Below are 12,142 nucleotides of genomic sequence, written 5' to 3'. Positions count from 1 at the left end.
GCGTCAGCCTATCCGGGCCGGGTGCGGCACCGATCGGCGGATCCGGCTCAACGCAGCTGCCCCACCAGCTCCTCGACACCGGTGACCGGCCGCTGGCAGACGAAACCCCGACAGACGTACGCGGCGGCGTGGCCGTCGACAAGCGGCCGGTCAGCCAGCAGTGGAACCCCCGGCTGGTCCGGGGAGCCCGCCACGATCACCGCACCCGGCGGGGCGTGCCGGTACGCCGCCACCACGAGCGGGTCACCCGCCGGATCGTCGGTCGCCACCGCGATCTCGTACGGCCCGGAGAGCAGCGCCTCGCCCACTGTCGCCGCGTACCCGGTGAAGCGGGCGTGCCGCCCGACGATCGGCGCGACTGTGGACAGGGCCGCCTCGGCCGCCTCGCGGTAGCGGTTCTCCCCGGTCAGCGCCGCGTACGCGACCAGGGCGGCGACGATCGCCGACCGGCCGGAGGGAGTGGCGTTGTCCGTCGGGTCGGCCGGCCGGGCGACCAGCTGCTCCGCGTCGTCGGCGGTGTCGTGGAACGCCCCGCCCGGCGCGGCGAAATGTGCCAGCGCGGCGTCGACCAGCTGACCGGCCAGCTCCAGCCACCGCCCTTCACCGGTGACCTGGTGCATGGCGCAGAACGCCTCGGCCACGCAGCCGTAATCCTCAAGTACCCCGGCCGGATCACCGACCCGGCCGTCCCGGGACGCGCGGCGCAGCCGCCCGTCGACGAGGTGCACCCGGGCGAGGTACTCGGCGGCGTCCCGCATCGCCCCGTCGGCGACGATGGTGACCCCCTCCAGCAGGTTCGCCTCGCCCTCGGTGCCGATCCGGCCGCTGGTCTCGACCAGCCGGACGAACTCGGCGAGCGCGGTGACCGCCAGGCCGTTCCAGGCGGCCACCACCTTGTCGTCGCGCGCCGGCTGGGGGCGGCTGTCCCGGGCGGCCAGCAGCCGTCGGACCACCCCCTGCCAGCGTTCCCGTACCGCCGGATCGGCGTCGTCGACGTCGCGGGCCAGCCGCAGCACGCTCGTACCCCGTTCGAAGCTGCCGGCGTCGGTCACCGCGAAGAGGTCCGCGGCCCACCGACCGTCCTCGTCCCCCAGCACCTCGACCAGCTCGGCCGGCGTCCAGATGTACGTGAGGCCCTCGATACCCTCGGTGTCCGCGTCCAGCGCGGAGGCGAACCCCTGCCCGGGCCGGTGCAGCTCGTCGGCGAGGAACCGGGCGGTGTCCCGGGCGACCCGCAGCGCCAGCGCGTGGCCGGTGAGTCGCCACAACTGGGTGTAGACCCGCAGCAGCAGGGCGTTGTCGTAGAGCATCTTCTCGAAGTGCGGCACCGTCCAGTGGCCGTCCACCGCGTACCGGGCGAAGCCGCCCGCGAGCTGGTCGTGGATGCCGCCTCGGGCCATCGCCTCGCAGGTGTGCCGGACGATCTCCAGGCTCCGTGCCGATCCGGTGCGCTGGTGGTGGCGCAGCAGGAAGAGCAGGTTCATGTGCGGTGGGAACTTCGGTGCCCCGCCGAAACCACCGTTCACCTCGTCGTACTCCTTGGCGAGCTGGTCTGCGGCGGCGTCGAGCAGCTCGGCGGTGAGCGGGGCGGTGGGGCCGCCGACGGCCTGGGCGCCGCCGATCGCCTCCACCACCGCGGCGCCCTGGCGCAGCACGGCGTCGCGCTGCTCCCGCCAGGCGGTGCCCACCGACTCCAGCAGCCGGATGAAGTTCGGCCGGGGGAAGTAGGTGCCGCAGAAGAACGGGGTGCCGTCCGGGGTGGCGAAGACCGTCATCGGCCAGCCGCCCTGACCGGTCATCGCCTGGGTGGCCGTCATGTAGACCGCGTCGACGTCGGGCCGCTCCTCGCGGTCCACCTTGATCGACACGAAGCCCTCGTTGAGCAGCTTGCCGACGGCCTCGTCCTCGAACGACTCGTGCGCCATCACATGACACCAGTGGCAGGCCGAGTACCCGACCGAGATCAGCACCGGCACGTCCCGCCGTTTCGCCTCGGCGAACGCCTCGTCGCACCAGGGCCACCAGTCCACCGGATTGTCGGCGTGCTGGAGCAGGTACGGGCTGGTCGCCTCCGCAAGTCGATTCACCCAACGACCATACCCACCCGCGTTGACCAAGAAGTTTGCGTCGGTAGGAACGCTGCCGCCGACCAGAACTTCTTGGTCAACGCGGAAGAGGGGGTCAGGAGGCGCCGTCGGCGCGGAGGGGGAGGACGTTGTTGGGGGCGCTGTCGCGTAGGGAGCCGAGGACGGCGGCGATCTTGTCGGCGGGCATCGGCTTGAAGAAGTGGTAGCCCTGGGCGGCGGTGCAGCCCAGCTCGGCCAACGCGGAGCGCTGCGCCGCCGTCTCCACCCCCTCGGCCACCACCCGCAGGCCCAGCTGGTGAGCGAGCCCGACGGTGCTGCGTACGATGGCCGCCGCCTCCGGTGAGTCCGCCATCTGGAGCACGAAGGAGCGATCCACCTTCAGCTCGTCCACAGTGACCCGGGTGAGGAAGGCCAGCGACGAGAAGCCGGTGCCGAAGTCGTCCACCGCCAGCTGCACGCCCATCGACCGCAGCGTGGTGAGCACCTGGTCGATGACCTCCAGTTCGCTCATCACCACCGTCTCGGTGATCTCCAGGACCAGCCGGTCCGCCGGCACCTGATGCCGGCGCAGCGCCTCGGCGATCTCCACCGGCAGCCTCGGATCCAGCAGGCTACGCGCGGAGAGGTTCACCGAGATGGGGATGTCCAGGCCCTCCCGGGCCCAGCTGGCAGCCACGGCCAGCGCCTTGTCCAGCACGTAGCGGGTGAAGGCGCCCAGCTGCTCGCTGTTCTCCACCGGCCGGATGAAGTCGGCCGGGCCCAACCAGCCTCGCCGTGGGTGCCGCCAGCGGATCAGCGCCTCCACGCCGGTCGGCGCTCCGGTGACCAGATCCACGGCCGGCTGCAACACGAGCACCAACTGGTCGTCGGCCTGCAACGCCTCCCGCAGCTCAGCGAGCAGGGCCAGTTGGTCGGTGCTGGCCGCGTCGCGTGAGCTGTCGTACGCGGCCACGCTGACGCCACCCGACTTGGCCTGGTACATCGCGATGTCGGCCCGGCGCAGCAGCTCGGTCAGGTCGGCGGTACCGGCCGGGGCGACCACCACCCCGACGGAGACCTCGACGGACATCCGCACCCCGGCCACCTCGGTCGGCGCGGCCAACCGCTCGGCGATGTCCCGGGCCTGGCGCAGCGCGTACGCCATCGGTGCGGCGCGGTCGCCGACCACCGGGACCGAACTCAGCAGCAGCGCGAACTCATCGCCACCGAGGCGGGCCAGCAGGTCGCCGGAGCGGGCCAGGGCACCCAACCGGTTCGCGGTCAACCGCAGCAGTTGATCGCCGGCGGCGTGCCCGAGGGTGTCGTTCACCTCCTTGAACTGGTCGATGTCAAGCAGCAGCAGGGCTACGGGATGGTCATGGGCCAGCTGTCGCAACGCCTGGTCGCCCTTGCCGAGCATCGCCGCCCGGTTGGCCAGGCCGGTCAGCGGGTCGTGCACCGCCTCGTACGAGGAACGGGCCGTGACCAGGCGCAGCTCCCGGTGGGTGGCGGCATCGTGCAACGCCGCGGCGAGGGCGTCGGCGAAGGCCGCGTGGGCGTCGCGCTCCCGCCCGGTGGGTGGCGCCGTACGGGGGAATCGCACCCGTAGGCGGCCGACGCGGGTCTCGCCGACCGACAGGTCGCGGACCAGTTCCCCCGGTTCCGGTTCGTCATCGCCGGGCGGGGCGATCTCCCGGTCGACCACCTGACCGCCGGGGTCACCCCGGTAGCGGCGCCACCGTCCGTCGCCCCGGACCACCTCCACGTCGACCAGTTCCGCCTCGAACAGCGCCAGCGCTCCGGTGACACCCGCCGTGGCCGCGCCCCGCTCGTCGAGTTGGTTGAGCGCGTTCGTGGCCTCGGCGAACGACCGCCAGGTACGCCGATCACGGTCCTCACGCAGTCGTTGCCGGTAGGTCTGCTGCAACAGCCACAGTGGAGCGGGCAGCAACAGGAGCCAGCGTGGGTCGATCTCGATCAGCACCACCACCAGCAGACCGACCACCACGTTGCCGACGAACATCAGCAGCTTGCCGCGCAGCGCGGCGAGCAACGGACGCCCGATCGGCATGCCGTGCCGCAGCGCCAGCATCACCCCGCCCAGCCAGGCACTGGCCAGCAGGTAGGCGGCGGCACCGGCGGTCACCGCAAGCGCGAGTGACGGGGTCGGACCGGCCAGCATCGGCTGCCCCAGCGCGGTGGTGACCGCCACCGCCAGCGCGGTGGCCGCGGTCTGCGCACCCGCCACCCGGACCACGTCCCAGGTGGTGCGGCCGTCGTCCACCACCGAGAGGGCCGTCCAGGCGAGCGTGACGCCGAGCAGCGCGGCCCCCGGCAGCCAGCCGGGTGGTACCAGGTAGAGACAGACGACCAAAGCGGCTTCGGCCCAGGTGACGCTCACCACGCCGGCCGCCGCGCGGAATCGGAGCCGGGCCAGTTGGGACAGGGCGAAGAGAGCGACGGCGAGGCCGAACCGGGCGGGCCCGCCGAGCGGGTCGTCGGCCGGCAGCCGGGCCGGCAGGCTCAGCCCCACCACCGCGGCGACCAACGCGGTGGCCACGAGGGCGGCGGTGAGCAGGTGCAGCCCGGTCGGCGTACCACGGCCCGTGGGCCGGTCGAGCAGTTGACCGGCCCTGCCGGAGGTCACCGACCCCCTCCCGCCGGCCTGAAACAGGCCGCGCGGCGGGCGGACATGACTGCGGTGGTCATCGGCGCCCCCTCCCGCGCAGCTTGAGGACTTCTGGTCCCCCCGGCGGAAGGCTAAGCCAAACCCGATGGTCGCAACAGGGGTCGACCATCCGGTTCGACGTGAATCATGCTCCGATCAGCCCTCGCGGCGCTGCTGATGCCCGTTGGGAGCATCCGTGGATGAATCATCCGTCACGATCCCACCTGTCGGATCACCGACCGAACGGTCCATCGACTCCGTGCCCGGCGTCGTCGGCCCCTCGCCGGGGAAGCGGTCCGGAAGCCGGCGCAGCCTGGCGTTCATGTTGCGGATCAGCAGCACGGTGGCCGCGCCGAGGACGAGGATGAGGAACAGGCCCATCGGCCCGGCCAGACCACCCGTGCGGGTGTCCCCGAAGTTGTTCTGGGCGAGCACCTGGACAGCGGTCAGCATGGGATTCCTCCGGTTCGCGGTGTGCGACCAGGGTAGCCCGGCGCCCGCTCAGCGGGCATGGCCCGTCCCCCGTACGCCGGCGAACAGGTCGGACTCCGGCATCGGGCTGTCGACCGACGACCGGACCAGCTCGAAATCCTCCGTCGGCCAGGCACGCTGCTGCAACTCCATCGGCACCTGGAACCAGAAGCCGTCCGGGTCCACCTGGGTGGCGTGTGCCCGCAGCGCGTCGTCGCGGACCGGGAAGTAGTCGGCGCACGGGACCCGGGTGGTGATCCGGGGCCCCTTGTCCGGCCGGTCCTCCCAGCGGGTCAGCCACTCCGCGTACGGCGACTCGACACCTGTCGCGACGACGGCCTCGTGCAACGCCAGGATCTTGCCCTTGGAGAAGCCGATGTCGTAGTAGAGCTTGAGCGGCTGCCACGGCGCACCCAGCTCCGGGTAGCGCTCGGCGTCGCCGGCCGCGTCGAAGGCCGCCACACTGATCTTGTGGCACATGATGTGGTCCGGGTGCGGGTAGCCACCCTCCTCGTCGTACGTGGTGACCACGTGCGGACGGAACTCGCGCATCAGCCGCACCAGCGGACCGGCGGCCACGTCCACGTCCTGGAGGGCGAAGCAGCCCTCGGGCAGCGGCGGCAGCGGGTCGCCCTCGGGCAGACCGGAGTCGACGAAGCCCAGCCACGCCTGCTCGATGCCGAGGATCGCGCGTGCCGCGTCCATCTCGGCGCGACGGATCTCGGCGATGTTCGCCCAGACGTCGGGCCGGTCGAGCTTGGGGTTGAGCACGCTGCCCCGCTCACCGCCCGTACACGTCACGACCAGTACGTCCACCCCTTCGGCGACGTACTTCGCCATCGTCGCGGCGCCCTTGCTCGACTCGTCGTCGGGGTGCGCGTGAACGGCCATGAGTCGAAGTTGCTCTGCCAAGGTCGGCGCTCCTCGTCTCTGCCCACCGGCGACCCACCCCGGGCCCCCGTTGACCTGCCGAATTCCTCCCCGTGGCGCGGCACTGGACCACGCCGGCCTGTCATATTTGACCCCAGCCCCACGTGACGCTGAGCCAGATCTGGCGACCGAGTCGAACAGGAATGGCGGACTCTGCCATTCTTGCCGATACCGCTGACAACAACGCCAGGGAGATACCCGCCGGTGACCGAGACGCACGCCACACTTGGACCGAACGCGCCGGTCTTCCCGCCCGGTCGGTACGGCCACCGCCGCGCCCCACGGCGCCGCCGGCCGGTACTGGCCGCGCTGCTTGTCGTCATCGTGGTCGCGCTGCTCACCGTCGTCTCGGTCCGGCTCTACCGGCAGTACGGCGATCCGGCGTACGACGCCCAGGTGATCAGCTACGGCGACATCACGGACACCCAGGTGGTGGTCGACTTCCGGGTGAACCTGCCGGACGGCGGCTCGGCGGTCTGCGTGCTGCGTGCCCGGGACCATGCCGGCGCCGAGGTCGCCCGCGAGGAGGTGCCGGTGACCGCCGCCGCCGGGCAGCGCCACGTCACCGTCCGGCACCGCCTGGCCACCGAGGCTCGGCCGTTCATCGGTGAGGTCGTCCGCTGCCGGCCGTCCGCCTGAGGACCGGACACCGGCAGCCCCACCGGCGCAACCGACACTGTCGACCTCCGTCGCGCACGTCCGGTCGCTAACAGCCGGTCGCTGACGGCCCGTCGCGCAGCCGCGTGATCGCCGACACTCCTTGTCGTAGGGCACTGGTAACTTGGAGGTTCACCTGTCAGCCAGCACGCACAACCGAGGAGGACCGCCTGTGTCCAATGGCAACGAGGCGCCCGCCACCTGGCTGTCCCAGGACGCGTACGACCGTCTGAAGGGCGAGCTCGACGAGTTGATCGCCAACCGGCCGGTCATCGCCGCCGAGATCAACGCCCGGCGTGAGGAAGGCGACCTGCGCGAGAACGGCGGCTACCACGCCGCCCGCGAGGAGCAGGGCAAGGCCGAGGGGCGCATCCTCTACCTGAAGGAGCTGCTCCGCACGGCCCAGGTCGGCGAGGCACCGACCGTCGACGCCGTGGCGCCCGGGATGGTCGTGACGATCTACTTCGACGACGACGCCGATGACACAGAGACGTTCCTGCTCGGCTCGCGTGAGATCGCCTCGACCACGGACCTGACGGTCTACAGCCCCGAGTCGGCCCTCGGCCAGGCGATCCTGGGCGGCAAGGCAGGCCAGGCCTGCACCTACACCGCACCGAGTGGCGCCGACATCAAGGTGACAGTGGTCAGCTTCGAGCCCTTCTCCGGCTGACCGTCGCCCGCCGGCCGGGCCGGCAATCCGTTCGTCCAGAGGCGTGACGCCGCCGCGTCACGCCTCTGGTGCGATCGTCACCTGGTAACCGCTGGCCCGCAGGGCACTGATCAGCATGTCGGAGTGTTCGACACCACGGGTCTCCACCGACAGCGCCACCTCGACCTCGCCCAGGCGCAGGTGCGGATTGGCTCGCTGGTGCACCACGTCCACCACGTTCGCCCGGTGCTCGGCGATCTCGCTCAACAGCGAGGCCAACTGTCCCGGCCGGTCCGAGCAGCGCACCGTCACCCGCAGATAGCGCCCCGCCGCCGCCAGTCCGTGCTCGATCACGCGCAACATCAGCAGCGGGTCGATGTTGCCACCGGAGAGCACCACCACCACGGGCGCGGTCACCTCGACCGCGCCGGCCAGCAGGGCGGCCACGCCCACCGCACCGGCCGGCTCCACCACCTGCTTGCCGCGTTCGAGCAGCATCAGCAGCGCCCGGGAGATGTCCTCCTCGGAGACGGTGACCACGTCGTCCACGAGTTTGCGGACGTGGGTGAAGGTGACGTCGCCCGGCCGACCGACAGCGATGCCGTCCGCGATTGTGGTGAAGGCCGGCAGCCGCACCGGCTCGCCCGCGACAAGTGAGGGCGGGAAGGCCGCCGCGCCGGCCGCCTGCACCCCGATCACCCGGACGTCCGGCCGGAGCGCCTTGGCGGCCACCGCCAGCCCGGAGATCAGCCCTCCCCCGCCGACGCCTGTGACGATCGTGGTGACCTCCGGGCACTGCTCTAAAATCTCCAGCGCCACCGTGCCCTGCCCGGCGATCACGTCCCGGTGGTCGAACGGATGGATCAGCACCGCTCCGGTGCGCTCCGCGAACGTCTGCGCCGCGACCAGCGACTCGTCGACCGTGGCACCCACCAGCTCGACCTGGGCGCCGTACCCCTTCGTGGCCGCCACCTTCGGCAGCGGCGCGTTCACCGGCATGAAGACTGTGGCGTGCGTGCCGACCAGGCCGGCGGCGAGCGCCACGCCCTGGGCGTGGTTGCCGGCGCTGGCCGCGACCACGCCCCGGGCGCGCTCCTCCGCCGACAGCCGCGAGATCCGCACGTACGCGCCGCGCACCTTGTACGACCCCGCCCGCTGGAGGTTCTCGCACTTGAACCAGACCGGCCCGCCGAGCGCGGCGCTGAGCGGGCGGGACGGCTCCAGCGGAGTGGTACGGACGACTCCGTCGAGCAGTTCCCGTGCCGCACGCACGTCGTCCAGGCTGACCAGTTCCGTCATGCCTAGATCGTGCCACCCGGCCGGTCAGTCTCCGGCGGCGCCTGGGCCGGGGCGGCGGGGGCGGCCGGACCGGGCTCGACCTGCGATGCCGGGCCCGGCGCGGCCGGCGCCGCCACGACCGGTGCGGCGGAGGGCGCGGTGTGCGATCCGGTCGGTCCGTCCGGTGCCGGGGCGGCAACGGCGACGGCTGCCTCCGACGTTCCCCCGGGTGCCGCGATGGTCATGCCGGGCAGGATCGGGCCGGTCGGCATCGACCGCGCGATCCGGGCGGTCTGGGCGGCGGAGATGCTCTGGATCAGCACGACCAGCGACCCCCCGGCCACCACACAGAACACCGCCGGCACCAGGTACTCGCCGGTCGCCGACACGTAGTGGTCGGCGTACGCCTGGAAGTCCGCCGAGGTCTGCGGAACCGGCAGCGCCTCGTACTCCGCTGCCGAGCGCGCGATGAACCGCTCCGCGAAGAGGAACACCAGCCAGGCTCCCCACCACAGGTGCACCAGCACCGGCGTGTTCAGCCGCCAGAGACTCTCCCGGGCGATGGTGGCCACCACCCGGTGCGGCATCACGAAGTTGACGAACGGCACCAGCCACCCGGCTATCGCCCAGCCGGCGGAGTTGGTGGGCCCGACGCCCGGGAAGGCGTCCAGGTTCATCCGGGCCCGCCAGGTCCAGACGATGACGAGCACCACCGCGGCCAGGAACGCGACCTGGTACAGCACGGCCGCCGCCAGTTCCAGCATCCCCGCGGTGAGCAGGAAACCCTCGCCGTCCCCGGAGTCGGCGGCCCGCCCGGCGAGCACCGCGTTGACCGGCTGTACCGCCACCGTCAGCAGCAGGAACAGGGTGGTCGCGGCGACGGCGACGGACGCGGCCCGACCGACGCCCTGGACCGGGCGTACCCGGACGCCAGGACGCAGAGCCGGCGACCCGACAGGCGTACGGCAGATCGGGCACTCGCCGGTGCGTACGTCGTTGTCGGTGTCGCAGGTGTGGCAGCGCATGGTCGGCCGACCTCCCGTGTGATGGCACCGGGAGCGTAGATGATCACGCGCTGGTGGGCGACCCCGTTCCGACGCGCGGGTAACCGGGGGCGTGCCGAGGCCACGGGCTGGCCATCTCGAACTGACCGGCGACGCCGAGCAGCAGCAGTTCCGAGCCGGGTGGTCCGACCAGTTGGACGGCGAGCGGCAGCCCGTCCGGACGGCGGCCCACCGGCACCACGAGCGCCGGCAGACCTGCGATGTTCCACGGCGCGGCGTACGGCGCGTACCGGATGCTGGCCAGCATGTTGGCCTGCCAGGAGCGGGTCGACCAGCCGGCGGCCGGCGGCGGCGCGCTCGCCAGCGCCGGGGTGAGCAGCAGGTCCACCGAGTGGTCGGTGAAGAAGTTGATCGACCGCTCGCGCCAGGCCAGCCGGTCGGCCTCCCGGACGTACCCGCGCCGCCACGCCCATTCGCCGAGGGCCACGTGCCGGCGGCTGCGGCGTTGCAGGGCACGCCTGTCGACCCCGGCGGCGCGCACGTCCGCCGCAGCCGCGGCGAACCAGGTGGCGATGCCCTTCAGGCCCAGCGCGGTCGGGTAGATCGGATCGGCCGGCACGGTGTCGTGCCCGGCACCGGCGAGCAGCCGGCCGGCGGCGGCGACGGCGTCCCGGTTCGGCGCGTCCGGCGAGACGCCCCGCACGGGCGACCGCAGCGACACACCGACCCGCAGCCGCTGCGGCGGAACGAGCTTGCTCTGCGCCCGGCCGGCCAGCACCTGGAAGCCGACGGCGGCGTCGGCGACGGTGGTGCTGAGCATGCCGTGCTCGGTCAGGCCGAACCAGTCCTCCGCGCCGAGCTGACAGGGCACCACGCCGCGACCGGGCTTCAGGCCGACCAGCCCGCAGCAGGCGGCGGGGATACGGATCGAGCCGAGACCGTCGTTGCCGTGGGCGATCGGTACCAGTCCGGCCGCCACCGCCGCGGCCGCACCTCCTGAGGAACCACCTGGGGTGCGGGACAGGTCCCACGGGTTGCGGGTGACGGCGGTCTCGTCGTCGGTGATGCCCCAGAGGCCCAGCTCGGGCATCCGGGTGACGCCGAGGATCACCGCGCCGGCTCCACGCAGCCGGCGGACCACCTCGTGGTCGGCCTCGGCCACCGCGCTCCGCACGGCGGCCGAGCCGTTCCAGGTGGGCACACCCGCCACCGGAGTGTTCTCCTTGACCGCGACCGGCACCCCGGCCAGCGGCAGGTTCGCCAGGTCCTCCTGCTCGTCGACCTTCTCCGCCTCGGTGACCGCCTCCCCGCCGCGTACCGCGCGGAACGCGGCAAGGTCGACGTCGGCCTTGGCGACGTGGTCGAGGTGGTCGGCAAGCACCTGGGTGGCGGAGACGTCGCCCCGGCGTACGCCCCGGGCGATCTGTTTGGCGGTCGCCCCGACCCAGGTCGGCATGATGTCCTGCACGGCCACCCTCCCAAGCCAGCGGTCAGCCCAGCGCCTGCTCCAGATCGGCGAGCAGGTCTTCGACCGTCTCGATGCCGACAGACAGTCGCACGAGATCGGAGGGAACTTCAAGCGGCGAGCCGGCAGCACTCGCGTGTGTCATCCGACCCGGGTGCTCGATCAGGGATTCCACCCCGCCGAGGGACTCGGCGAGCACGAAGAGTCGGGCCCGGTTGCAGATCTCGACGGCGTGTTCCTCACCCCCGGCGGCGCGGAAGGAGATCATGCCCCCGAACCGGCGCATCTGCTTGGCGGCCACCTCGTGCCCGGGGTGCGTCGGCAGGCCCGGGTACAGCACCTGACCGACCTTGGCGTGCCCGTCCAGGTACGCGGCGATCCGTTCGGCGTTGTCGCAGTGCCGGTCCATCCGCACCCCGAGGGTCTTGATGCCGCGCAGGGTCAGCCACGCGTCGAACGGACCGTTGATCGCGCCCATCGCGTTCTGGTGGTAGCGCAACTGCTCGCCGAGGTCGGCGTCGGCCGCCACCAGCGCACCGCCGACCACGTCGGAGTGCCCACCGACGTACTTCGTGGTCGAGTGCACCACCACGTCCGCGCCAAGGGTGATCGGCTGTTGCAGGTACGGCGAGGCGAACGTGTTGTCGACCACCAGCAACGCCCCGGCGTCGTGCGCCACGGCGGCGAGGGTGGCGATGTCGGCGATGCCGAGCAGCGGGTTGGTCGGGGTCTCCACCCAGACCACCTTCGTGACGCCCGGCCGGATCGCGGCCCGCACGGCGTCCGCGTCGGAGACCTTGGCCGGGGTGTACGCCAGCCCCCACCGCTCGGCGACCTTGGCGAAGAGCCGGTACGTGCCGCCGTACGCGTCGTCGGGAATCACCACGTGGTCACCCGGTGCGCACACGGTACGCAGCAGGGTGTCCTCGGCGGCGAGGCCGCTGGCGAAGGCGA

10 protein-coding genes are annotated in these 12,142 nt (G+C 72.3%); 2 read left to right on the top strand and 8 right to left on the bottom strand.

Going from position 1 to position 12,142, the window contains the following annotated elements; translation table 11 throughout:
* Nucleotides 1-47: 47 nt before the first annotated feature.
* The 4 genes from AB0I71_RS18070 to mca form a co-directional block, all read right to left on the bottom strand.
* The gene (locus AB0I71_RS18070; protein ID WP_357585953.1) at nucleotides 48-2,087 is read right to left on the bottom strand and encodes a thioredoxin domain-containing protein; all 2,040 of its coding nucleotides are present in this window, start codon (nucleotides 2,085-2,087) and stop codon (nucleotides 48-50) included.
* A gap of 94 nt (nucleotides 2,088-2,181) precedes the next feature.
* Nucleotides 2,182-4,689: a bifunctional diguanylate cyclase/phosphodiesterase gene (locus AB0I71_RS18065; RefSeq protein WP_357586215.1), complete on the bottom strand. Its 2,508-nt coding sequence runs from the start codon at nucleotides 4,687-4,689 to the stop codon at nucleotides 2,182-2,184.
* 201 nt (nucleotides 4,690-4,890) lie between these two features.
* Nucleotides 4,891-5,187 (bottom strand): hypothetical protein, encoded by a 297-nt coding sequence (locus AB0I71_RS18060; RefSeq protein WP_357585951.1) that lies wholly within the window; start codon nucleotides 5,185-5,187, stop codon nucleotides 4,891-4,893.
* A 48-nt stretch (nucleotides 5,188-5,235) separates the two neighbouring features.
* Entirely contained in the window at nucleotides 5,236-6,117 is an 882-nt protein-coding gene (gene mca / locus AB0I71_RS18055) for a mycothiol conjugate amidase Mca (protein ID WP_357585949.1), read from the bottom strand.
* Nucleotides 6,118-6,339: 222 nt separating this feature from the next.
* Here mca and AB0I71_RS18050 point away from each other — a divergent pair, with 222 nt between their 5' ends.
* Nucleotides 6,340-6,774 carry a DUF4307 domain-containing protein gene (locus AB0I71_RS18050; RefSeq protein ID WP_357585947.1) on the top strand — a complete coding sequence of 145 codons (435 nt, stop codon included), beginning with the start codon at nucleotides 6,340-6,342 and terminating at the stop codon, nucleotides 6,772-6,774.
* Between the two features lie 190 nt (nucleotides 6,775-6,964).
* Nucleotides 6,965-7,462: a transcription elongation factor GreA gene (gene greA, locus AB0I71_RS18045; protein ID WP_164446063.1), complete on the top strand. Its 498-nt coding sequence runs from the start codon at nucleotides 6,965-6,967 to the stop codon at nucleotides 7,460-7,462.
* A gap of 57 nt (nucleotides 7,463-7,519) precedes the next feature.
* Here greA and ilvA read toward each other — a convergent pair whose 3' ends face one another.
* The 4 genes from ilvA to AB0I71_RS18025 form a co-directional block, all read right to left on the bottom strand.
* A complete protein-coding gene (gene ilvA / locus AB0I71_RS18040; RefSeq protein ID WP_357585945.1) occupies nucleotides 7,520-8,740 on the bottom strand; it encodes a threonine ammonia-lyase in 1,221 nt (406 codons plus the stop codon).
* A gap of 2 nt (nucleotides 8,741-8,742) precedes the next feature.
* Nucleotides 8,743-9,744: a DUF4328 domain-containing protein gene (locus tag AB0I71_RS18035; RefSeq protein WP_357585943.1), complete on the bottom strand. Its 1,002-nt coding sequence runs from the start codon at nucleotides 9,742-9,744 to the stop codon at nucleotides 8,743-8,745.
* Between the two features lie 43 nt (nucleotides 9,745-9,787).
* Nucleotides 9,788-11,197: an amidase family protein gene (locus AB0I71_RS18030; protein ID WP_357585941.1), complete on the bottom strand. Its 1,410-nt coding sequence runs from the start codon at nucleotides 11,195-11,197 to the stop codon at nucleotides 9,788-9,790.
* 16 nt (nucleotides 11,198-11,213) lie between these two features.
* On the bottom strand, nucleotides 11,214-12,142 hold a 929-nt coding region (locus AB0I71_RS18025), incomplete at its 5' end, for a cystathionine gamma-synthase (RefSeq protein ID WP_357585939.1).

The organism is Micromonospora sp. NPDC049891, from assembly GCF_040660295.1.
GTDB lineage: Bacteria > Actinomycetota > Actinomycetes > Mycobacteriales > Micromonosporaceae > Micromonospora.
This window is presented reverse-complemented; position numbering and strand designations above follow the sequence as displayed.

Bases quoted from the DNA above. Each gene is read 5' to 3' on its own strand.
- AB0I71_RS18060 (WP_357585951.1), bottom strand. From the start codon at position 5,187: ATGCTGACCGCTGTCCAGGTGCTCGCCCAGAACAACTTCGGGGACACC.
- ilvA (WP_357585945.1), bottom strand. From the start codon at position 8,740: ATGACGGAACTGGTCAGCCTGGACGACGTGCGTGCGGCACGGGAACTG.
- AB0I71_RS18035 (WP_357585943.1), bottom strand. From the start codon at position 9,744: ATGCGCTGCCACACCTGCGACACCGACAACGACGTACGCACCGGCGAG.